General features: G+C 67.8%; 22 protein-coding genes. 5 read left to right on the top strand and 17 right to left on the bottom strand.

Features of this window, described 5'->3' with window-relative positions; all coding sequences use genetic code 11:
- Positions 1-3 precede the first annotated feature (3 nt).
- Positions 4-945 (bottom strand): SDR family oxidoreductase, encoded by a 942-nt coding sequence (locus ACFTS5_RS10705; RefSeq protein ID WP_378629700.1) that lies wholly within the window; start codon positions 943-945, stop codon positions 4-6.
- Positions 946-1095: 150 nt separating this feature from the next.
- Between ACFTS5_RS10705 and ACFTS5_RS10700 the strand changes: the two genes are divergently transcribed.
- On the top strand, positions 1096-1935 hold the full coding sequence (locus tag ACFTS5_RS10700; protein ID WP_378629698.1) for a helix-turn-helix transcriptional regulator: 840 nt from the start codon (positions 1096-1098) through the stop codon (positions 1933-1935).
- A 1-nt stretch (position 1936) separates the two neighbouring features.
- On the opposite strand, the gene ACFTS5_RS10695 is transcribed toward ACFTS5_RS10700, so the two are convergent.
- Together ACFTS5_RS10695 and ACFTS5_RS10690 are read right to left on the bottom strand one after the other, a co-directional pair.
- Positions 1937-2743 (bottom strand): ABC transporter permease, encoded by an 807-nt coding sequence (locus tag ACFTS5_RS10695; protein WP_378629696.1) that lies wholly within the window; start codon positions 2741-2743, stop codon positions 1937-1939.
- Positions 2740-3678 carry an ATP-binding cassette domain-containing protein gene (locus tag ACFTS5_RS10690; protein WP_378629694.1) on the bottom strand — a complete coding sequence of 313 codons (939 nt, stop codon included), beginning with the start codon at positions 3676-3678 and terminating at the stop codon, positions 2740-2742. Before ACFTS5_RS10690 ends, ACFTS5_RS10695 begins: the two co-directional genes overlap by 4 nt.
- A gap of 118 nt (positions 3679-3796) precedes the next feature.
- Here ACFTS5_RS10690 and ACFTS5_RS10685 point away from each other — a divergent pair, with 118 nt between their 5' ends.
- Complete coding sequence (locus ACFTS5_RS10685) at positions 3797-4435, top strand: PadR family transcriptional regulator (protein ID WP_378629691.1); 639 nt, start codon at positions 3797-3799, stop codon at positions 4433-4435.
- A gap of 16 nt (positions 4436-4451) precedes the next feature.
- On the opposite strand, the gene ACFTS5_RS10680 is transcribed toward ACFTS5_RS10685, so the two are convergent.
- Both ACFTS5_RS10680 and ACFTS5_RS10675 read right to left on the bottom strand, forming a co-directional pair.
- Entirely contained in the window at positions 4452-5489 is a 1038-nt protein-coding gene (locus tag ACFTS5_RS10680; protein WP_378629690.1) for a zinc-binding dehydrogenase, read from the bottom strand.
- A 116-nt stretch (positions 5490-5605) separates the two neighbouring features.
- A complete protein-coding gene (locus ACFTS5_RS10675; RefSeq protein ID WP_378629688.1) occupies positions 5606-6535 on the bottom strand; it encodes a DMT family transporter in 930 nt (309 codons plus the stop codon).
- A gap of 129 nt (positions 6536-6664) precedes the next feature.
- On the opposite strand from ACFTS5_RS10675, the gene ACFTS5_RS10670 reads away from it, so the two are divergent.
- Positions 6665-7117 carry an Lrp/AsnC family transcriptional regulator gene (locus ACFTS5_RS10670; RefSeq protein WP_378629686.1) on the top strand — a complete coding sequence of 151 codons (453 nt, stop codon included), beginning with the start codon at positions 6665-6667 and terminating at the stop codon, positions 7115-7117.
- On the opposite strand, the gene ACFTS5_RS10665 is transcribed toward ACFTS5_RS10670, so the two are convergent.
- The 7 genes from ACFTS5_RS10665 to ACFTS5_RS10635 form a co-directional block, all read right to left on the bottom strand.
- On the bottom strand, positions 7104-7757 hold the full coding sequence (locus ACFTS5_RS10665) for a CoA transferase subunit B (RefSeq protein ID WP_378629684.1): 654 nt from the start codon (positions 7755-7757) through the stop codon (positions 7104-7106). The two genes, ACFTS5_RS10670 and ACFTS5_RS10665, sit on opposite strands and share 14 nt — an antisense overlap.
- A complete protein-coding gene (locus tag ACFTS5_RS10660; RefSeq protein WP_378629682.1) occupies positions 7754-8497 on the bottom strand; it encodes a CoA transferase subunit A in 744 nt (247 codons plus the stop codon). The genes ACFTS5_RS10665 and ACFTS5_RS10660 overlap by 4 nt, the downstream gene beginning before the upstream one ends.
- The gene (locus tag ACFTS5_RS10655) at positions 8494-9078 is read right to left on the bottom strand and encodes an RBBP9/YdeN family alpha/beta hydrolase (RefSeq protein WP_378629681.1); all 585 of its coding nucleotides are present in this window, start codon (positions 9076-9078) and stop codon (positions 8494-8496) included. The genes ACFTS5_RS10660 and ACFTS5_RS10655 overlap by 4 nt, the downstream gene beginning before the upstream one ends.
- A 26-nt stretch (positions 9079-9104) precedes the next feature.
- A complete protein-coding gene (locus tag ACFTS5_RS10650; RefSeq protein ID WP_378629679.1) occupies positions 9105-10406 on the bottom strand; it encodes an MFS transporter in 1302 nt (433 codons plus the stop codon).
- Positions 10407-10471: 65 nt separating this feature from the next.
- On the bottom strand, positions 10472-11524 hold the full coding sequence (locus tag ACFTS5_RS10645; protein WP_378629678.1) for a 3-keto-5-aminohexanoate cleavage protein: 1053 nt from the start codon (positions 11522-11524) through the stop codon (positions 10472-10474).
- A 46-nt stretch (positions 11525-11570) separates the two neighbouring features.
- On the bottom strand, positions 11571-12437 hold the full coding sequence (locus ACFTS5_RS10640) for a TauD/TfdA dioxygenase family protein (protein ID WP_378629676.1): 867 nt from the start codon (positions 12435-12437) through the stop codon (positions 11571-11573).
- A gap of 26 nt (positions 12438-12463) precedes the next feature.
- Positions 12464-13435 (bottom strand): quinone oxidoreductase family protein, encoded by a 972-nt coding sequence (locus tag ACFTS5_RS10635; protein ID WP_378629675.1) that lies wholly within the window; start codon positions 13433-13435, stop codon positions 12464-12466.
- 108 nt (positions 13436-13543) lie between these two features.
- On the opposite strand from ACFTS5_RS10635, the gene ACFTS5_RS10630 reads away from it, so the two are divergent.
- Positions 13544-14554 carry an AraC family transcriptional regulator gene (locus ACFTS5_RS10630; protein ID WP_378629673.1) on the top strand — a complete coding sequence of 337 codons (1011 nt, stop codon included), beginning with the start codon at positions 13544-13546 and terminating at the stop codon, positions 14552-14554.
- Between the two features lie 86 nt (positions 14555-14640).
- Here the strand turns inward: ACFTS5_RS10630 and ACFTS5_RS10625 are convergent, their stop codons facing one another.
- The 3 genes from ACFTS5_RS10625 to ACFTS5_RS10615 form a co-directional block, all read right to left on the bottom strand.
- Positions 14641-15453, bottom strand: a complete 813-nt coding sequence (locus ACFTS5_RS10625) for an enoyl-CoA hydratase/isomerase family protein (protein WP_378629672.1) — start codon at positions 15451-15453, stop codon at positions 14641-14643.
- Complete coding sequence (locus ACFTS5_RS10620; protein WP_378629670.1) at positions 15450-16463, bottom strand: TIGR03617 family F420-dependent LLM class oxidoreductase; 1014 nt, start codon at positions 16461-16463, stop codon at positions 15450-15452. Before ACFTS5_RS10620 ends, ACFTS5_RS10625 begins: the two co-directional genes overlap by 4 nt.
- A gap of 89 nt (positions 16464-16552) precedes the next feature.
- Positions 16553-17140, bottom strand: coding sequence for a TetR/AcrR family transcriptional regulator (locus ACFTS5_RS10615; RefSeq protein WP_378629669.1), 588 nt, complete (start codon positions 17138-17140; stop codon positions 16553-16555).
- A gap of 89 nt (positions 17141-17229) precedes the next feature.
- Here ACFTS5_RS10615 and ACFTS5_RS10610 point away from each other — a divergent pair, with 89 nt between their 5' ends.
- Complete coding sequence (locus tag ACFTS5_RS10610; protein ID WP_378629666.1) at positions 17230-18357, top strand: NADH:flavin oxidoreductase; 1128 nt, start codon at positions 17230-17232, stop codon at positions 18355-18357.
- Positions 18358-18408: 51 nt separating this feature from the next.
- Here ACFTS5_RS10610 and ACFTS5_RS10605 read toward each other — a convergent pair whose 3' ends face one another.
- Positions 18409-19437 carry a phosphotransferase family protein gene (locus tag ACFTS5_RS10605; RefSeq protein WP_378629665.1) on the bottom strand — a complete coding sequence of 343 codons (1029 nt, stop codon included), beginning with the start codon at positions 19435-19437 and terminating at the stop codon, positions 18409-18411.
- Complete coding sequence (locus ACFTS5_RS10600; RefSeq protein WP_378629663.1) at positions 19437-20552, bottom strand: hypothetical protein; 1116 nt, start codon at positions 20550-20552, stop codon at positions 19437-19439. Before ACFTS5_RS10600 ends, ACFTS5_RS10605 begins: the two co-directional genes overlap by 1 nt.
- Positions 20553-20614 lie beyond the last annotated feature (62 nt).

The following is a 20614-nucleotide window of genomic DNA, read 5'->3' as shown; positions in this document are numbered from 1 at the left end:
CCGTCATGCCGACACCCGGACGTCGGTGAGCTCTTCGGAGATCTGCCAGATGCGCTGGGCGTCGTCGTGGTCGCGCAGCCGGCTGTAGAGCTTCTGCTCGGCCGGTGGGCCGCCGAGATGTCCCGGTCCGCTGGGTCCGTAGAAGCGTTCGGTCTCGGCATCGGGCGAGGTGGCGGCGTAGAGGGCGGGGAGTTTCGCCGACTCGACGGTGCCGAGCAGGATGCCGCGGGCCGACAGCCACCGGATGAGCTTGACCCCCGTGGTGTCCTCGGTGCGCCCGACCTCGGGCCGGGCGGCGAGCAGATTCGTCGGTGCGACGCCGGGGTGGGCGAGATTGCTGGTGATGCCCCATCCGTGTGCGCGGCTACGTCTGCCGAGTTCGAGCCCGAAGAGACCGAGCGCGATCTTGGACTGACTGTAGGCGGCCCTGCCGTGGTAGGAGCGTTCCCAGTTCAGGTCGTCCCAGTTGATCCGGTTCTGGTTGGCCGCGACGCTGACCTGGGAGGTGACGCGCGCACGCCCCGCGCGGAGCAGGGGCATGAGGTGTCCGACCAGTGCGAAGTGCCCGAGGTGGTTGGTGCCGAACTGCAATTCGACACCGTCGGCGGTGACCTGACGATCCGGCGGGGTCATCACGCCCGCGTTGTTGATCAGCAGATGGATCGGGCGGTCCTCCGCCAGCAAGGTCTTGCCGAGCGCCGCCACCGATGCCAAGGAGGACAGGTCGAGTTCGCGCAGCGAGACCTTCGCATCAGGGCTCGTCTGCCGGACGGTGGCGAGCGCTGCCTCGCCTTTGCGCTGATTGCGTACCGGGAGAACGACTTCGGCTCCGGCTGCCGCCAGGCGCGACGCGATCCCGACGCCCATGCCATCGCTGGCTCCGGTGACCACAACGCGGTGACCGGTGAGGTCGGGAACAGTGATGTCGGGTTGCCGACGTGGCATGTCGCGTCTCCTGTGTCTCGGTGTGCTGAGCTGGTGGTGTCGATATCCACGATCGCCGGATCGAGTGGTGACATCCAGGGACTGTCGATCAGTGGATACCCGCGGGCCTCGGCGGTAGAACCGAATCAGTCACACCGAAGGAGATCTCTGGTGATCGATCGTGCGGGGCTGGCGGAGTTCCTCCGACGACGCCGGGAGTCGTTGCAACCCGAGGATGTCGGTCTGCCGCGCGGGCGGCGGCGCAGGACGACCGGGTTGCGGCGCGAAGAGGTCGCCGTCCTGTGTCACATGTCGACCGACTATTACGCCCGGCTGGAGCAGGAACGCGGACCGCATCCATCGGAACAGATGATCGCCTCCATCGCCCAGGGACTACACCTGTCCCTCGACGAACGCGACCACGTGTTCCGCCTCGCGGGCCACAGCCCGCCCCTGCGCGGCGCGATCAGCGAGCACATCAGTCCCGGTCTGCTGCGGATCCTCGACCGCCTCTACGACACGCCCGCCGAGATCGTCACCGAGCTCGGCGAGACGCTGCGCCAGACTCCGCTCGGGACCGCCCTCACCGGCGACACCACCCACTACACCGGCCCCGCTCGCAGCATCGGCTACCGCTGGTTCACCGACCCCGCCGAACGCGACCGTTACGCACCCGACGACCACCCGTTCCTGTCCCGGATGTTCGTCTCCGGACTCCGCGAAGCCGTGACCAGGCACGGTCCCGATTCCCGCGCCGCGCACTACGCGACCCTGCTCCTGGCCGATTGCGAGGAGTTCCGAACCCTGTGGCAGACCCACGAGATCGGCGTCCGGCCCCGGGATGTGAAGCGTTTCCTGCATCCCGAGGTCGGCGCCATGGACCTGAACTGCCACACCCTGCTCGACCCCGAACAGTCCCATCTGCTGCTGGTCTACACCGCGACACCCGGCACCGAGAGCTACGAGAGGTTGCAGTTGCTCTCCGTGGTCAGCACCGAGATGCTGCGCTGAGCTAGCGACTCAGATCTCGGAACCGCTTCACCGCCAGCGGGAAGAACACCGCGATCAAACCGAGCGGCCACGCCACCGCCAGCATCTCGGCGTGTGCCCCGGCCCAGGAGTCGCCGACCGCACCCGGATTGCCCAGCAGGCCGCGCACCGCCGTGGCCGTCGCCGACATCGGGTTCCACTCGACGACCGCACCCAGCCAGGACGGCATCGACTCGGGCGAGGCGATGGCATTGGAGAGGAAGCTGATCGGCCAGACCAGGATCTGCACCGCCTGCACCAGTTCGGGCTTGCCCGCGACCATCGCCAGGTAGATGCCGATCCACAGCATCGCGAACCGGAACAGCAACAACAGCCCCACCGCCGCCAGGAACGACGCGGCACCGTCGTGCCAGCGCCAGCCGATCGCGTACCCGACCGCGATCATCACGATCAGCCCGACCGCCGACTGCAGCATGTCGGCGACACTGCGACCCACCAGGACCGCGGCCGAGTTCATCGGCATCGAGCGGAATCGATCGATGACCCCTTTGCCGAGGTCCTGGGTCACCGCGAGCATGGTCGCCTCGAGGCCGAAAGCCATGGTCATGGTGAGGATTCCGGGGACCAGGTAGTCCTTGAAGTCACCGTCGATGCCGCGCCCGCCGCCGATCAGGTAGCTGAACATCAGCAACAGCATCACCGGGAACACCAGACCGACGACCACCTGAACGGGCTGGCGGGCCCAGTGCGCCAGCTCGCGTCTGGTCATCGTCCAGGAATCGGTGAGCGCCGTGCACAGGGTCCGGTTCGTCGAATATGTCGCGCTCACGCCGCGTCCTCCTTGGTCAGCTGCATGAAGACTTCGTCGAGCGTCGGCCGTCTGATCGCGATGTCCTCGGCCTCGATGCCGTTGGTCTCCAGCGCCCGGACCGTCTCGGTGAGCGCCGCCATCCGGTCACCGACCGCGGCACTGACCATCCGCCGGTCCTCGTCCACCACCGCCTCGCCGGGGATGAGCGCGGCCGCGAGCGCCAGTTGGGTGGAGTCGTGCAGGACCACGTCGATGCGGTCGCCGCCGGTCTTGGATTTCAGCTGGTCGGCGGTGCCCTCCGCGATGACCTTCCCGTGGTCGATCACCGAGATCTGATCGGCCAATTGATCGGCCTCCTCCAGGTATTGCGTGGTCAGCAGCACGGTCGTACCGCCGTCGACCAGGGAACGCACCGAACTCCACACCTCGGCGCGGCCACGGGGATCGAGCCCGGTCGTGGGTTCGTCCAGGAACAGCACCTGCGGTTGGGAGATGAGGGACGCCGCGAGGTCGAGCCGGCGCCGCATACCGCCGCTGTACTGCTTGACCGCCTTCTTGCCGGTGTCCGCGAGACCGAATCGCGCGAGGAGTTCGTCGGCCCTGACACCCGCGCGCCGCGCGCCCAGATGGTAGAGACGCCCGAACATCTCCAGGTTCTGCCGACCGCTGAGTTCCTCGTCGACAGCCGCGCTCTGGCCGAGCAGGCCGATGCGCGAACGCACCTCGTCGGCTCGCGTGCGCACGTCGATGCCCGCCACCTCGACCCGCCCTGCCTCCGGCCGGAGCAACGTGGACATGATGCGCACGGCCGTGGTCTTTCCCGCGCCGTTCGGGCCGAGTACCGCGTGTACGGTCCCGGCTCGAACAGCGAGATCGAGTCCGTCGAGGGCCTGCTTCGCCCCGTATTTCTTGCGCAGGCCTTCGACGACGATCGAGAGATCGTGGTCAGTCAAAACACCCTCCATCACCAGTGATCAAATTTGACTAGATGGCCAAGGTACCGGGCCCGGTTCGGTTAGTCAAACTTGAATACTGCTATTTTGATCGCATTCGCTCGGAAGGGAGACGTCCATGTCAGCGATCCGGCTGCTGGTCCTCGGCGCGGTCCGTCAGCACGGACGAGCGCACGGTTATCAGGTGCGCAACGACCTGGAATTCTGGGGCGCGCACGAATGGTCCAACGCCAAGCCCGGCTCGATCTACCACGCGCTCAAGCAGATGGCCAAGCAGGGACTGCTCCTCGCGCACGAGGTCGCTCCGAGCACCGTCGGCGGTCCGCCCCGCGTCGAGTACGAGATCACCGACAAGGGCACCGAGGAGTTCCTCACGCTGCTCCGCGAGGCCCTGACCTCCTACGACCAGCAGATGGACATGATCTCGGCCGCCATCGGTTTCATCGTCGACCTACCGCGTGCCGAGGCCGTCGCACTCCTGAAGCAACGAATGATCGGCCTCGAGCAGTGGCGCGCCTCGGTCACCGAGTACTACACACCGGAGCAGGGTCCGGGGCAGCTCGGCCACATCGGCGAGATCATGAACATGTGGGTGCACTCCGCCGACAGCGAAGCAGCCTGGACGCACGGCCTGATCGACCGCATCGAAGGCGGCGCGTACACCTTCGCCGACGAGGGCGAACCTTTTGTGGGCATCCTCGCCGAGGACGAGCCGAACCCGTTCGGCACCGGCCCGCACCCCGACGACCTCCGCTGACCGGGGTTTCACGAGGTCAGGGGCGGACCAGGACTTTGAGAGCTTCGCGGTTGTCCATCGCGCGGTAGCCCGCGGGAACCTCGTCGAGGCCGATCTCGCGGTCGAACACCTTGCCCGGATCGACACTGCCGTCCAGGACACCCGGCAACAGGGTGTCGATGTAGGCGCGGGCCGGGGCCGGGCCACCGGTGAGGGTGATGTTCGGGCCGAACAAGGTACCGAATCCGATGGGAGCCTTCGAATACTGGGGAACACCGACACGGCTGATCACGCCACCCGGCCGCACCACACCGATGGCCTGCTCGTAGGCGGGCATGTGGCCGACCGCCTCGATGACGACGTGCGTACCGTCGCCGCCGGTCAGTTCGCGCACCGCGGCGATGCCGTCGTCGCCACGTTCGGCCACGACCTCGGTCGCGCCGAACTCGCGCCCCAGGTCGGTGCGCTGCTTGTGCCTGCCCATCAGAATGATCCGCTCGGCGCCGAGCCGACGGGCGGACAACACGGCCATCAGCCCGACAGCCCCGTCCCCGATGACGGTGACCGTGGTGTCCGAGGTGACGCGGGCCTTGACCGCGGCGTGATGGCCGGTGCCGTAGACATCGGACAGCGTCAGCAGCGACGGGATCAGCGGCGAGGTCTCCTCCACCGGCACCGCCACGAGCGTGCCGTCGGCCAGGGGCACGCGCACCGCTTCGGCCTGCAACCCACCGACTTTTCCGCCACCCCAGAAACCGCCGTGCTTGCACGAAGTCTGCAAGCCCTCACGACAGAACTCGCAGGTGCCGTCCGACCACGCGAACGGCGTGATCACCAGGTCCCCCTTCTTGACCGTGCGCACCTCACGCCCGACGTCTTCGACGACACCGACGCATTCGTGACCCATCGGGCTGCCCTGTGACGACGGCGCCATGGAGTGATACGGATGCAGGTCCGAACCACAGATGCAGCTGCGGACGATCCGAACCACCGCGTCCGTCGGGTCGACGATCACCGGGTCGGCGACCTCGATGACGCGGACATCGCCGGGGCCGTACATGTAGGTCGCTCGCATGAGCAGTCTCCTGTCTGATTCGGTTCTCGCCTGGCCCTCTGTTTCCAGTACACGCCGACTCCCGCGCTCGCGGGAGTGACGGCCCTTCCAGATAACCGCAGTACCTCCACCCACTGTCAACGACTCGCGGTGAGTTCGCTCGGCCGCTCGGCCGGGGAGGACGATTGCCGTTCGATCAAACCCAGTGCGACGCCGGCGACGATCACCGCGCCGCCCGCCACCTGGGCGAGCCGCAACGGTTCGCCGTTGATGATCACGGCGCTGAGCACACCGAAGACCGGGACCAGGTTGAGGATGTTCACCGCGACGCTCGGCGCCATCCTGCGCAGGCCGTAGTTGTAGAGCAGGAACCCGCCGACCGAGCACGCCACGGCCAGGTAGACGAGCAGCGACGACGTGGTCACGTCCGGCATGCGCCAGCTGTCGGCTTCCAGGAGCGCGATCAGGAGGAATCCGCCCGCCCCTGCCATGGTCTGGTAATAGGTGACGGTCAGGGCGCTGTGTCCGGCGCTCGCCCGCTTGCCGAGCACGTTGTAGCCCGCCCAGGCCAGTCCGCCGAGCAGCAGGATGATGTCGCCGAGCCACCGTGCGCTGCCGCCGATCCGGGCACCGTCGTGGACAACGAGAACGGCGCCGGCGGTGGCCAGCAGCACGCCCGCCACCCGCAGCGGCGGCAGCCGTACACGCAGGACGGCCAGCTCCAGCAGCATCGTCATCAGCGGGTATGTGGCCACGATGAGAGCCGCGTCGGAGGCTGTGGACAGATCCACGCCGACGTTCTCGAGGGCGAAATACACGGTGATGCCGAGCAATCCGCACAGGTAGAGCCGGCGTCGCTGCCTGGCATCCGGCCGGTCGCCGCGGTGGCGGTCCAGCCGCACCATGGCGGCGAGCAGCAACGCCGCCACGGTGAATCGGACGGCCCCGATACTGAGCGGGCCGAGGTCGGCCAACAGCACTTTCGTCACCGCGTAGGAACTGCTCCACAACAGTGCGGCCGCCACCACCGCGCCCACCGCCCCCACGCTCGGCCCTCGTTCACGCACCGGAAGGCACCTCTCTCCGAAGTATCGCAGCCGAACGAAAATCAGCTGACCTGCGAGACGCTAGCAATATAGTCAGCGACGATGCGTACACTCCGAACTAGATTCGGAAATTGCTAGAGAGAGGCGAGCGTGGACGAACTAGATTCGGCGTTGGTACGGATGCTGCAACAGGATGGTCGGCGCACCAATCGCGACATGGCCCAAGCGCTCGACATCGCCCCCTCGACCTGTCTGGAGCGGATCAGATCGCTGCGCGAACGCGGCATCCTGACCGGGTTCCACGCGGAGGCGGACCTCGCGGCGATCGGGCGCGGGTTGCAGGCGGTGATCGCCGTGCGCGTCCACCCGCCGACCCGCGCGGTGATCGAGGGCTTCCAGGCGTTCCTGGAGCAGATGCCCGAGGTGATCTCGCTGTTCGTGCTCACCGGCAACGACGATTTCCTCGTGCACGTAGCCGTCCGCGACACCGACCATCTGCACGGGGTCGTCCTGGACAAGCTGACAACGCGTCCGGAACTGGCCAACGTCCGCACCTCGGTCGTCTACGGGCACCTGCGCAAGAAGGTGATCAGCCCGACCTGAGCGGTGCCGCGGTAACGGCGCGGACGTGTTCCTCCCGCACGCCCGGTGCGCATTCGCGCAGGATCAGACCCGTCGGCTCGACGTCGACGACAGCCAAATCGGTGATGATCCGATGCACGACGCCCGCCCCGGTGAGCGGCAAGGTGCAGGTAGGCACGATTTTCGGGGTGCCCGCCTTGTCGGTGTGGGTCATCACCACGAGCACGCGGCGGGCGCCGTGGACCAGGTCCATCGCCCCGCCCATCCCTTTGACCATCTGACCCGGCACCATCCAGTTGGCGAGGTCGCCCGCGGCCGAGACCTGCATGCCGCCGAGGACCGCGGTGTCGATGTGGCCACCACGGATCATGCCGAAACTGAGCGACGAATCGAAGAACGAGGCGCCGTCGGCGACGGTGACGGTTTCCTTGCCCGCGTTGATCAGGTCGGCGTCGACGTCGTCGTCGTGGGGGTAGGGACCGGTGCCGAGGATCCCGTTCTCCGAATGCAGCGTCACCGCCACACCCTCGGGCAGGAAATTGGGGATCAGGGTGGGCAGCCCGATACCGAGGTTGACGTACTCGCCGGGCCGCAGTTCCCGCGCGGCGCGGGCGGCCATCTCGGTGCGCGTCCAGCCGAGCGCCACAGTCGATGCGGTCATGACACGGTTCGCCTTTCGATGAGTTTGGTCTGCGGTCCCGTGTGCACGATCCGGTCGACGAACACGCCGGGCAGATGCACCTGCGCCGGGTCGAGCGAACCGGCGGGCACCAGCATCTCGACCTGGGCGATACACACCGTGCCCGCCATCGCGGCGAGCGGGTTGAAATTGCGGGCGGCCTTGTTGAACACCAGGTTTCCGTCGGTGTCACCGATCAGGGCGTGCACGAGCGCGTAGTCGGCGGTGATGGATTCCTCGAGCACGAACCGGCGACCGTGGAAGGTGCGGACCTCTTTGGCGGGCGAGGCGACCGCGACGGACCCGTCGGACCGGTACCGCCACGGCAATCCCCCGTCGGAAACCGGCGTCCCGACACCCGCCGCGGTGAAGAAGGCCGGAATCCCGGTCCCGCCCGCGCGCAGTTTCTCGGCGAGGGTGCCCTGCGGTGTCAGTTCGACTTCCAGTTCACCGGACAGATACTGGCGCGCGAACTCGGCGTTCTCCCCGACATAGGACGCGGTGATCCGGCGGATGCGCTTCTGCGCCAGCAAGATCCCCAGCCCATGACTGTCGGTGCCGCAGTTGTTGGAGAAGATCTCCAGCTCGTCGGCCGTGCCCGCCGCCAGTGCGGCGATGAGCGCGTCGGGAATGCCGCACACTCCGAAACCGCCGACGGCGAGCGAGGATCCGGACCCGATATCGGCGACCGCCGCGGCGGCCGTGGCGAACACCGTCGTCATCGGGCGAGCTCCCCGGTGAGGTCGAGGAGTTCGTCGAGCAGTTCTCCGGCGCGCGGCCACGGACCGTAGCCCGCCGCCGGATTCAGATGGCCGACATCGCCGAGGTCGACCAGCCTGCTCCCCCACACCTCGGCCATGCCCGCGACGCGACGCGTCGTGGCCAAGGGATCGGTGCTGCTCGCGGCCACGATGCTCGGGAACGGCAACTGCCGCCGCGGGATCGGCGTCCAGCCGTTGGCCGCCAGTTCCTCGGCGGCCGGATAGCCCGGTGGCAGCGGGGTTTCGAAGTCGGGCGGAGTGGCGAGCAGCGCGCCGCGCACCGGCCGGTCGGACTGCTGAGCCCAGTGGACGGTGATCATCACGCCCGCGCTGTGCGCGACCAGGACGACAGGGCCGTCGATCTCGGCGAGCACCGCCTCGAGTGCGGCGACCCGCGCGGCCAGGCTCAGCCCGTCGCGCTCGAGCGGCGGCACGATCGCCACCTTGTCGAGGGTGTCGGCGAGCAGCGTCTGCCAGTGGCCGGCGACATGGTCACGCAGACCGGGCACGATCACGACGGTGGGTTCGTTCAGGGAGTTCATCTGTGCGGTAATCCTTTTCGACGGAATCAGTGCGGAGCGGCCGCGTGGACGGTGGCGAGTCTGCGCAGACCGATCGGGTACATCCGACGGCCGAGGAGCAGGGCGGCGATGGCGAGCACCGACACCACCGGGGTGATACGCAGCGCGTTCTGCAACCCGAGGTGATCGGCGAGCACGCCGACGACGAACGGGCCGAGCGCCAGCCCGAGCAGACTGTTGGCGAGGGTGAGAGTGCCGAACGCCGAGGCGCGAACCGAAGGGTGGGTGAGGTTGGCGACCATGGCGACGGTAGGACCGGCCGAGCCGCCGGCGAAGAACGCGCCGATGCCGAGCAGAATCAGTTGCGGCGCACCGGTACTCAGGCTGAATCCGATGCCGAGGGTGACGAGCGAGATCAGGCAGAACACGATCGCGGTGGTCCACTTGCGGGCCATCTCCGAACGTCCGACCCGGTCGGTGATCACCCCGCACACCACCATGCCGGTGCCGACGAGTGTCACGATCACGGCCGCCAGACCCGCGGCCCGGTCCGGGGCCAGCCCGTAGTAGCGGTTGAAGAAGCTGGGCATCCACGACAGCAGCACCGCGGCGGTGAACATCTGCAACCCGCTGCCGACATAGGCGCACAGCACCGCCGGATTGGTGAACAGGGTCGAAATCGGCGCGCGGAAGGCGACTTCGGGAGTGGGTTCGGCCGCGTGTTCGGCGTTGCGCCGCTCCTTGACCACCACCCAGAACGCCACGGCCAGCACGAGCCCGAACACCGCCATCGTCGCGAACGACCACCGCCACCCCAGGTGCACGGCGATCACACCGCCCGCGGCGACACCGAGCACCGATCCGAACGAACCACCGGCCATGAACGCGCCGCTCAGCGCGGCATGCCGCCGCGCGGCGAACACACTGAGAACCAGCGCGATACCGACGCTGCCGTAGGCGGCCTCCCCGACGCCGACGAAGAAACGCGCGGCCAGCATCTGCGGATAGTTGTCGGCCAGTGCGCACACCAGCGTCGCGATACTCCACACCACGGCCATCAGCACCAGGCTCTTGACCCGGCCCCACCGGTCGGCCAGCACCGACAGTGGCAGGGTGAGCAACCCGACCATCAGCGCGACCACGCTGCTCAGTGACGCCAGCTGCGAATCCGACAGCGTCCATTCGGTTTTCAGGAACGGAAAGACCGCGCTCAACACTTGTCGGGACATGTAGTCGGCCAGTAGCAGGCCGAAGGCCAGTGCGAACACCAGCCAGGGGTAGTTGCGGCGGATGGTCGAGGAACGGCTCGGCGCCGGCGCGGGCTTCGCGGCGGTGGTGGTGAGGTCCATGGGTGCTCCTGCGAACCGGTGGACGTCGTCGCTGACGTCCACCGGGTTGTCGAGAAGGGGAAGGGTCAGGCGTGGTGGGTGAACCCGACCTGGCCCGGCCGGCGATTCGGGGCGAACCCGAGCTTGGCGAGCGTCTCGTCGGCGTCGGCGTAGTGCTCGTCGAGTTTGTAGATCTCGCGCGCTTCCTTGCCGGTGGCGACCTCACGGCCGAGTTCGCCCGCGATCCGGACCAGCTGGCGCACCTGCTGGACCGAGGTCATCTTCTCGCCCCTGCGGCCCCACAGGGTGTCCTCGTTGCCGCAGCGCGCGTGCAGACCCATGGCGATGGCCATCGTGTTCACCGGCAGCACGCTGCGCATCAGCGTCTCCAGGGTGAGCACGGCGCCGTCGGGGGTCCGGCGGATGAACTCCATCATGTTGTAGGGGTTCGGGCCGTCGAAGCCGCCGCCGATGCCGACCCAGGTCAGCATGAGCGGGCCGGTGTAGACGCCGCGCCGGATCAGCCGCTCCACGGTCTCGAGCTGCGGGATGCTCGACAGCTGGAAGTGCGGCTGAATGCCGTTGGCCTGCAAACGCTTCAGGTGTTCGGCGACCCAGGTCGGACCCGCCGGGACGAACATCTCGCGATAGGCCTCGTACACCTCGGGCCGCTCGAAGGAGGTGCCCGCGATGTCGTCCTCGGTCATCAGCTCGACGATGTTCATCTGGCTGGTGTTGATCGCGATGGTGACCTGATCGGGCTTGGGATCGAGCTCGGCCAGCAGGTGCCGGGCGTCGTCGGTGAGCCATTTCGCGTCGGCGCCTTCGCCTTCGGGCGAGAACGAGATAGAGCCGCCGACCTGCAGGATCATGTCCGGCACGGCCTCGCGCAGGCGGCCGAGCAGCTCGTTGAACTTCGACAGGCGCTTGGAGCCCTTGCCGTCGAGTTCACGCACGTGGATGTGCAGCACGGTGGCGCCGGCTTCGTAGCAGTCCACGGCCGCCTGGACGTGCTCGTCCATGGTCAGCGGCAGGTCGTCGCGGAAGTCGTCGAGTTCCCATTCCGGGCCGTACGGTGCGACGGTGATGACCAGCTTTTCCTGGTTCTCGGGGAACAGTGCGTCGTCGTGAAAATGCATGGGGGTACTCCGATCGGAATTGCGGGGGTTATCGAAAAAGGGAATGTCAGAAGGGACGGTCGCCGACGATCCCGGCACGTTCCATCTTGCGGACGGCGGGCCAGTAGTCCTGGACCGCGTAGTGCTGGGTGCACCGGTTGTCCCAGATCGCGAAGCTGTTCTCGGTCCAGCGCCAGCGCACCTGATACTCGGGGATACTCGCCTGGCGCATCAGGTAATTGAGGAGTTCGCTCGCGCCCGGCGCGTAGTCGGCGCCGAATCGGATGTTCTCCGGCGTGTGGTAATTGACCAGGTGCGTCGTGAAGGAATTGACGAACAGAATGTCCTCGCCGGTGTCCGGGTGAATGCGCACGACCGGATGTTCGGCGTCGGGGAAGCGCTCGTGCAGGGCGAGCCGCTTCTCCTCGGTGAGTGCGGCGCCGAAACTCGCCTCGATACTGTGCCGGGCCCGCAGATGCGCGATCTGCGATTTCACCGACTGCGGCAGCCGCTTGTACGCCTCGACCATGTTCACCCAGATGGTGTCGCCGCCGACGGGCGGCGTTTCCACGCAGCGCAGCACGGCGCCCATCGGTGGATTGACCCGCCAGGTGGCATCGCAGTGGTAGGCGTTCTCGTAGTGCTCGGGCGCACTGTCGAGGTCCTTGTAGATGCGGACCAGACCAGGGTGGTCGGGATCGCTGCCGAGAGCCGGGTGGTCCTCGAGCGGGCCGAAACGTTCAGCGAGGGCGACGTGTTCGGCGCGGGTGATGTCCTGGTCGCGGACGAAGAGCACCTTGTGGCGCAGCAGCAGGGTGCGCAGTTCGGCGAACAGGGCGTCGTCGACGGCGACCTCGGCGAGGTTCACCCCGTGCAGTTGCGCGCCGATGGTCGCGGTCAGCGGCACCGCGTGGATCGCGGTTCGAACGGTCATTGGCTTGTTCCTTTCCGGTGGGCGCGTCAGATCGCGAAGACCGACGCGCCGACGCTGCGGCCCGCTTCGAGGTCGCGATGCGCCTGGACGGCGTTCGGGAGTTCGTAGCGCTGATTGATCTCGACCCGCAGGCGGCCCGCGGTGAGGTGGTCGTGCAGTTCACCGGCCAGTTCGGCGCGTTCGCCCGGGTCGGCGATGTAGTCCGCGAGCGCGGGCCGGGTGACGAACAGCGAGCCCTTCACGGCCAGCTGCATCGGCTCGATCGGCGGCACCGGACCCGAGGCGGTGCCGAAGCACACCAGCAGCCCGCGGCGGGCGAGGGAGTCGATCGAGGACTGGAAGGTGGTCTTGCCGATGCTGTCGTAGACCACGGGAACACCCGCGCCGCCGGTGATTTCACGGACCCGGGTCGCGACGTCCTCGCGGGTGTAGATCACCACGTGGTCGCAGCCGTTGGCGCGGGCGACCGCCGCCTTCTCCTCGCTGGAGACGGTGCCGATCACACTGACCCCGAGCAGTTTCGCCCACTGGGTGAACAGCTGACCGACCCCACCCGCCGCCGCGTGCAGGAGCACCGTGTCGCCCGCGCGCAGCGGATGGATGCGGCGCAACAGATAGGCGGTGGTCAGGCCGCGCATGGTGGTCGCGGCCGCGGTGTCGAACGCGATCGCGTCGGGCAGGGCGATCAGGTGCTCGGCGGGCATGATCCGTTCGGTGCTGTACGCGCCGAGCGGGCTGCCGGTATAGGTGACGCGGTCACCGGGCGCGAAGTCGACGCCGGGGCCGACGGCTTCGATGACGCCCGCCCCCTCCACGCCGAGGCCCGCCGGCAACGCTGCCGGGTACAGGCCGGTGCGGAAATACGTGTCGGCGAAGTTGAGACCGACCGCCTCGTGCCGGATCCGGACCTGGCCCGGCCCCGGCTCACCGACCTCGGTGGACTCCCACCGCAGCACGTCGGGACCACCGGTTTCAGCGAATCGAATTGCGTGTGCCACTGCCATCTCCTCCTGTGTGATGCAGCTAACTGTAGGGTGGGTCACACCGGGATATTTGCCCTCACGGGACAGAAAACTATTCATTTCGGGACAGCGAGGAGGTGTCGGATGAAGCCGTTGTCCAGGTACGCGTCACTGAACGACTACGTCGAACTGGCGCGCTCGCTCGGGCTCGAACCGGCCCGGCTGATCCGCGATTGCGGACTCGACCCGGCCGGTTTCGGCACGCAGGACCGCTGGATTCCGGCCGAAGCCGTCGCCGAACTACTGGAACGCTCGGCCGCCGAATCCGGCCGCGAGGACTTCGGTGTGCGGTTGGCGCAGCTTCGCCGCTTCTCCAACCTCGGCCCGTTGAGCCTGGTCATCCGCGAGGAACCGGACGTGCGCAGCGCGCTGCGGCTGCTGTCGCGCCACGAGCACATGTACAACGAGGCGCTGCACACCGAGGTCATCGAGGCGAACGGCATGGCCACCATTCGGGTGAGCGTGGACGTCGGCCGAGCGGTGCCCGTGCGGCAGGCCGTCGAACTCACCACCGGGGTGCTGCACGGATTGCTCCGCGGTTTCGTCGGACCCACCTGGCGGCCGATGCAGGTGTGCTTCTCCCACCCCGCCCCGCGCGACCGCAACACCTACCTCAAGATGTTCGGCCCGCATGTCGAGTTCGATCAGGATTTCGACGGAATCCTCACTTACAGCAGCGATCTCGACGCGGAGAACGCGATGGCCGATCCGCTGCTGCACGCCTACGCGCAGCAGTTGCTCGGCGCGATGGCGCCCTCGCGGGAGGCCACGGTCGCCGACCGGGTCCGCGAACTCGTCGAACTACTGTTGCCGACGGGCCGGTGCACCGTCGACCAGGTGGCGCGCAGCCTCGGGGTCGACCGGCGCACGGTCCACCGCAAGCTCGCCCAGGACGGCACCACGTTCACCTCGATGGTGGACGAGATCCGCGGGGCACTGGCCGAGCGGATGGTGGCCAACCGCCGCCACTCCCTCACCGAAGTAGGTGACCTGCTCGGCTTTTCGTCGGTGAGCAACTTCTCGCGGTGGTTCAGCGCGAAGTACGGGGTCAGCCCCCGCCAGTGGCGGCAACGCGAGGCCGACACCCGGCGCTGAAACCGATTGCGGCGCAACCGCGGTCGACCGACTCGCGAAACAGGCTCAGCACCCGCCGCGCGACGATTCGCGGGCGAAGGCGGCTATCACATCGGTGGCCGGAATCCCCGCCAATCGCGCGACAACCGCGCCGACCAGACCGGTCGGCGCCGATCGGCACGGGCACGCATGCCCTCGCCCGCATCGGGTCCACCCATGACACGCAGGTGCGACTCGGTTTCCAGTTCGGCGACCCGGGCGGGTTCGTAGCCGTGGATCGCGGTGTCCCACAACAGCCTCTTACTGAGAGCGGCAGACATCGGTGCCACATTCACCGCCATATCGCGCGCCATCGCGAGGGCCGCGGGCAATACCTCGACCCCCGGGAGACACCGGCCGGCGAGCCCGAGCCGGACCGCTTCGTGACCGTCGAAGGTCCGACCCGACAGGAGGATGTCGGCCGCGACCGATATTCCGGCGACCTTGGCCACCGTCCAATGTGCCATCGCGTCGGGCAGAACACCCAGCCGCACTTGGGGAATGGCGTAGCGCGCGTCCTCGGCGACGATGCGAATGTCGGCCTGCATGGCGATGGTCAGGCCGATGCCGATCGCGTGCCCGTTCACCGCGGCGATCACCGGTTTGCGCAGGGCGAAGGCGGGCGGGTCGACGGGAGACGCGGAAAACGTCGCGCTGTCGGGCTTGTCGAAGGTTCTGTCACCCCCGCCGATGTCCGCGCCGGCGCAGAATGCCGGAGGCGCGCCGGTGAGCACGATGACGCGCACCGCGTCGTCGGCGTCCAGGTCGCGGTAGGCCGTGCCGATCGCCCGGCCCATCGCGCCCGTGAAGGCGTTGCGGCGTTCGGGCCGATCCAGCGTCAGCACCGCGACACCGTCGGTGACCTCGATCCGGATGCTCACGGCACCTGCAATGCGGTGACGAGGTCCTTGATGTACTCGTCGGAGACGTCGTAACCCGGGAAATAGCAACAGATCCGGTCGGCGTACGCACCGAAGCGTTCGATGATCGCCGCGGCGCACTGCTCCGGTGTCCCGTGCACAGCCAAGGTGTCGAGCATCGTCTGATCGATGAGGTCGGTCATCGCCGCGACCTCGCCGCGCTTGGACAGCGCGTTCAATTCCGGTTGCAGCTCACCCCAGCCCTCGGCGTCGAGGACCGCGCGGTACGCGGGCGTCGACCCGTAGAAGCCGAGCAGCCGACGCGCACCGACGGCCGCGGCCGCCAGCTCACCCGGCGTGCGACCCATCGCGACGATCACCTGTGGATAGATGTGCAGATCGGCGGCATCGCGCCCGGCGCGGTCGAGCCCCTCCTCGATGGCGGGCATGGTGTGTTCGGTGAAATGCCGGGCGCTGTTGAACGGCATGACCAGCAGCCCGTCGGCCACTTCGGCCGCGGTCCTGGTCATGATCGGGCCGAGCGCGCCGAGGCAGATCTGCGGCAGCCCACAGGGATTCGGGCCGGGATCGAAGGTCGGCGGCATCAGGGTGTGCCGGGTGAACTGGCCGTCGTAGCGCAGCGGGGTGCCCTCCTGCCAGGAGCCGAGCACGGCTTTGATGGCGAGCACCATGTCCCGCATGCGCGCGGCCGGACGCGACCACTCACCGCCGTACCGCTTTTCGATGTGCGCGCGGGTCTGCGAACCGAGCCCGAGGCGGAACCGGCCACCGCTGAGCAGGTGCAGGTCGTAGGCGGCGTGCGCCAGGTGGACCGGGCTACGCGGAAGGGCGATGGCGACGTTCGTCATCAGGTCGACCGGCTCGGGGCCCGCGGCGGCCAGGGTCAGCGGGAGGAAGACATCGTGGGCGCCTTCGAAGGTGAACAGGCCGTCGACCCCACAGGTGATCAACTCGGCAGACCGCGCGATCACCTGCTCCGGGCGCGCGTCCAACTGCAGGTCGACCTTCATGCGCGCACTCCACAGGGCTTTCGACTCACAATTACATACTAGCATGTAACGTTATTGGAACGTGGCCCGAGTCATGGTGATCAGCCGCCTCAGCGCCCCGCGGACGCCAGGACATACAGCGCGTCGGCCAGGCGCGCGACGAAGGCTTCACCCTCCTCGGCGTCACGCAGCAGCGCATGGAATGTCGTGGTACCCGAGAGGATCTCGAAGATCAGGTCCACATCGGCGCCGGGGGCGATCCGGCCGTCGTCGACCGCGCTACCCAGCAACTCGGCGAAGGCCTTACGCACGGGCGTGCCGATCGCGAGCAACCTGCGGCGAGCCTCCTCGGTCTGCGAATCGGCGAGCAGGCCCGGCACGCCCGCACGGGCGGCGGGACTGTCGGCGCGAGCCAGGAAGATGCGCACCCAGGTCGCCAGATCGGCCCGGAGATCGCCGGTCGGCTCCGGCAGCGAGTGCCCACCGGGGCCGTGAACAGCCTCTTCGAGCAGCGCTTGACGAGTCGGCCACCGGCGATAGATGGCGGGGGTGTTGACCCCGGCGCGCTTGGCGATCGCGACGACCGTCGCCTGCGCGTAGCCGACCTCGGCGAGCAACTGCCTGGCGGCGATGAGTACCGCGAGGTCTTTGTCGGCGTCGCGGGGCCTGCCGGGGCGAGGCGAGGGTTCCGAGGGCATCATTACATAGTAACCTGTTACATAATTCACGATGCCGCTCAGCGAGCCTGCCGATTGCCCGGGGCCGCCAACACTGAGAGCGTGGGTGCATGACCGCCGCCGACGCCCTGTTCACTCCCCTGCGAATCGGGCCGTTGACAGTGCCGAACCGGATCGTCATGTCGCCGATGACCCGGCAGCACTCCCCCGGCGGCACACCCGGAGACGACGTCGCCGCCTACTACCGCAGGCGCGCCGAGGGCGGCACCGGGCTGATCATCACCGAAGGCGTCGCGATCGATCATCCGACGGCGGTCGACAGCACGAAAGTGCCTCGGCTACACGGTGAATCAGCCCTGTCCGGATGGCGTCGCGTGGTCGACGGCGTCCACGGCGCAGGCGGCAAGATCGTGCCGCAACTGTGGCACGTCGGCCCGCTGTGGGGCGCGATGGCTCGTGTGGACCCGGTGCTCACACCCCTGCGCCCCTCGGGACTGTGGGGCCGGGTCGGGCGCACGACGTACTCCCAGCGCTACCTGTCGACGGTGAGCACACCGACCGCCCCCATGACCGAACACGACATCGAGGATGTGATCGCCGCCTACGTACGCTCGGCCCGCAACGCGGTGGCGGTCGGTTTCGACGGTATCGCCATCCACGCCGGCCACGGCTATCTCCTCGACGCGTTCGTCTGGGAAGCCACCAATCAACGCACCGACCACTGGGGCGGCGATCTGGGCAGACGCGTCAATTTCCCGGTCGAGGTCGTGCGCGCGATCCGCCGGGAAATAGGTCCGCGACTGCCGATCTTCTACCGCTTCTCCCAGCACAAACAGCAGGACTACGGCGCACGCATCGCCGAGAATCCCGACGAACTCGGACAGATCCTCACCGCCCTGGCGGAGGCCGGTGTGGATGTATTCGACGCCAGCAGCAGGTTTTTCGACCGACCCGCCTTCGACGGCAGCGACCTGACTTTGGCGGGCTGGGCCAAGAAGCTGACCGGCGCGTACAGCATGGCTGTCGGCAGCGTCGGACTGAGCACATCGCTACACGAGCAGGGCGTTCCCGAACCGGCCGCGCTCGACGGCCTCTACCGACGGCTCGCCGACGGCGAATTCGACCTGGTGGCCATCGGCCGCCTGCATCTCGCCGAGCCCGCGATCGCCCGCGTGCTGCGCACCGGCGCTCCCCTGCCCACCTTCGACCAGGACCGCCACCAGCGCGTGCTCACCTGATCGCCGCTCGAACACGAATCGTGCGGACCCGTGTTCGAGTCGGCACCGTTTCTACTCGTCGCCGAGCAACTCCCCTACCCGCTGGGTGCAGAATGCGGTGATGTCGATGTCCGGCGGCAAGTTCAGGCGATGGGCCATGCGCAGCAACGGAATACTGAGCAGGACGGCGGCCAGCACCTCGTTGTAGCGCAGGTTGCGGACCTTCATGCCGCTGCGTTCCTCGTAGCGGGCGATCGACTCCTCGCGGGTGGGAGTACCCGGAAGCCGTTCGGTTCCCTGGAATTCCGAGCAGGCCCAGTCCAGGAACAGCATCCAGGCGAGATCCGCCTCGTGGTCGCCGATGTAGGCGATCTCCCAGTCGAGCACCCCCGCGACGCGGAATTCGGTGTCGTAGAGGATGTTCGACATACGCGCGTCGCCCCAGCAGAGGGTGATGTGTTCGGGTTCGTAGAGGTTGACGCGCAGCCATTCGACGGCCCGCCGCAGCGCGGGCGGCTGGGTGGTGGTCGCCCAGGCCAGCGCCGAATCGACGTAGCCGATCATCTGCTCCAGCGGTGCCGCGCCGAACTTCGGGAAGGACAGGAAGTCCAAGTTCAGTGTGCGCCAGTCGAGTTGGTGGATCTCGGCGATGGTGTCGACGCAGCCCCACCACATCGTGGCGCGATCGGCGGGTTCGGCGTCGAAGTACAGACCCGCCGAGTGATAGGACGGCAGGTCGCCAGGGGCGGAGCCGTCGATGCGGTCCATGACGAAGTACGGGCTACCCAGCGTGGTGTCGTCGCGTTCGAGCCACCGCACCGCCGGAACGGCGATCGGAGTATCGGCCAGGCGGCGCATGACCAGGACCTGACGCAGCAGGTCGTAGTCGGGGAACAGCGCCACCTCGGGCGGGCGGCGCAGCACCAGCGAGACCGGCTCGGTGTCCGCGCGTTCGAGGTCGAACAGGAAGGTCTCGGTGGCGAGACCGCGCGGGCTGGCGGACCAGTTCGTCACCCGCGCCGACTCGGCGTCGGGAAAACCGTGGCGCAACACGGGAACGACAGCGCTCGGCAGGTCCTCGGCGGTGGGGCGAGTAGTCATCAGTACCCCTCGTACCCGTACCGGGCATTGCGGCCCATGAACACCATCTCGACCAGGCCGTAGCCCACCTTGCCGTCGCTGGACTCGACCTCGACGAAAGTCTCGGTGAGCATGCTCACCGGGCGCAATTCGGCGGTGTCGGACAGATCCACGGTGTAGCCGTCGCTGTAGGACTCACCCTTCCAGATCCCCGACGCGTAGCCGCGATACATGTCGTAGCCGGCCAGACCGGGCCAGAAATCGTGCAGTGCGGTGACGGCGAAGGTGCGCACGCTGCCGTCGGCGGCGTCGGTGGTGAACGAGCCCTCCGACACGATCCGGAAGTCGTCACGGAACTTCAGGTCATGGGTCACGCCGACGATCGGCACGGTCGGTACTTCCGCCTCGATCGGGCGCTGGATCGACCCTTCGAAGTGCCAGCGCTGCCCGTCGGCGGTCTCGCGCTGCGCGAAATGCACCAGCTCGTCGTCGAACTGGAAGATGCCCATGAAGTACAGCACGCCGTCGGGGATCTCCGAGGGCTGCAGGCCGCCGCCCTCACCGAGGCTGCCGCCACCGCCGCCGTGACGGGTGCCCCACGAGTGGTCGCGGCCGAACCACCACGTGCTGGGATCGACCTCGATGCGTTCGCCGTCGACCTCGAGCCACCCGGAGATCTCACCGTTCTGGTAGTAGCGGCGGGCGTCCTCACGGACCCGGCCGCGGGTACGGAAGAAGGCGGGTTCCTGCTCGTAGGCGGGGAACTGGCCGGCGAAGTTCAGTTCCAGGCGCAGGCCGTGGTCGTTGTCGCCGAGGGTCGCGCGCACGCCGCGCAGCGGCTCGGTGATCTCGTAGCGGTAGGGGCCGATCTGCCAGGCGCCGAGGTCGTCGTACTTGCCGCTGATCTCGCGCGAGAGCCGCGCCACGTGCGCGGTGCCGTCGATGGTGACCATCGCGTAGGCGTCCATCACATTGCGGTTGGGGTAGCGCGCCATGCCGGTCATGACGCTGACCCGGCCGGTGGTGTCGAAGCCGTAGAGCACGATGCGTTCGGTCCAGCGCAGATCGCTCTGGGCGACGTGGTCGAAGGTCGTCGGCAGTTGGTGGCAGAGCAGTTCGTCCTGGGGAGTCAGCATGGACTTTTCCTTCGAGAGAGGGTGTAGAACACGTTTCAAGTTAGCTAATTCGAATACACCAT

The sequence above is a fragment of the Nocardia sp. NPDC056952 genome (genome assembly GCF_042674185.1).
Classification (GTDB): domain Bacteria; phylum Actinomycetota; class Actinomycetes; order Mycobacteriales; family Mycobacteriaceae; genus Nocardia.
The sequence above is the reverse complement of the archived record's forward strand: the minus strand, read 5'-3'. Positions and strand labels throughout refer to the sequence as shown.

Bases quoted from the DNA above. Each gene is read 5' to 3' on its own strand.
- ACFTS5_RS10605 (WP_378629665.1), bottom strand. From the start codon at position 19,437: ATGACTACTCGCCCCACCGCCGAGGACCTGCCGAGCGCTGTCGTTCCC.
- ACFTS5_RS10650 (WP_378629679.1), bottom strand. From the start codon at position 10,406: ATGGACCTCACCACCACCGCCGCGAAGCCCGCGCCGGCGCCGAGCCGT.
- ACFTS5_RS10685 (WP_378629691.1), top strand. From the start codon at position 3,797: ATGTCAGCGATCCGGCTGCTGGTCCTCGGCGCGGTCCGTCAGCACGGA.
- ACFTS5_RS10655 (WP_378629681.1), bottom strand. From the start codon at position 9,078: ATGAACTCCCTGAACGAACCCACCGTCGTGATCGTGCCCGGTCTGCGT.
- ACFTS5_RS10620 (WP_378629670.1), bottom strand. From the start codon at position 16,463: ATGAAGGTCGACCTGCAGTTGGACGCGCGCCCGGAGCAGGTGATCGCG.
- ACFTS5_RS10660 (WP_378629682.1), bottom strand. From the start codon at position 8,497: ATGACGACGGTGTTCGCCACGGCCGCCGCGGCGGTCGCCGATATCGGG.
- ACFTS5_RS10610 (WP_378629666.1), top strand. From the start codon at position 17,230: ATGACCGCCGCCGACGCCCTGTTCACTCCCCTGCGAATCGGGCCGTTG.
- ACFTS5_RS10680 (WP_378629690.1), bottom strand. From the start codon at position 5,489: ATGCGAGCGACCTACATGTACGGCCCCGGCGATGTCCGCGTCATCGAG.
- ACFTS5_RS10630 (WP_378629673.1), top strand. From the start codon at position 13,544: ATGAAGCCGTTGTCCAGGTACGCGTCACTGAACGACTACGTCGAACTG.
- ACFTS5_RS10705 (WP_378629700.1), bottom strand. From the start codon at position 945: ATGCCACGTCGGCAACCCGACATCACTGTTCCCGACCTCACCGGTCAC.
- ACFTS5_RS10640 (WP_378629676.1), bottom strand. From the start codon at position 12,437: ATGACCGTTCGAACCGCGATCCACGCGGTGCCGCTGACCGCGACCATC.
- ACFTS5_RS10645 (WP_378629678.1), bottom strand. From the start codon at position 11,524: ATGCATTTTCACGACGACGCACTGTTCCCCGAGAACCAGGAAAAGCTG.
- ACFTS5_RS10600 (WP_378629663.1), bottom strand. From the start codon at position 20,552: ATGCTGACTCCCCAGGACGAACTGCTCTGCCACCAACTGCCGACGACC.
- ACFTS5_RS10665 (WP_378629684.1), bottom strand. From the start codon at position 7,757: ATGACCGCATCGACTGTGGCGCTCGGCTGGACGCGCACCGAGATGGCC.
- ACFTS5_RS10615 (WP_378629669.1), bottom strand. From the start codon at position 17,140: ATGCCCTCGGAACCCTCGCCTCGCCCCGGCAGGCCCCGCGACGCCGAC.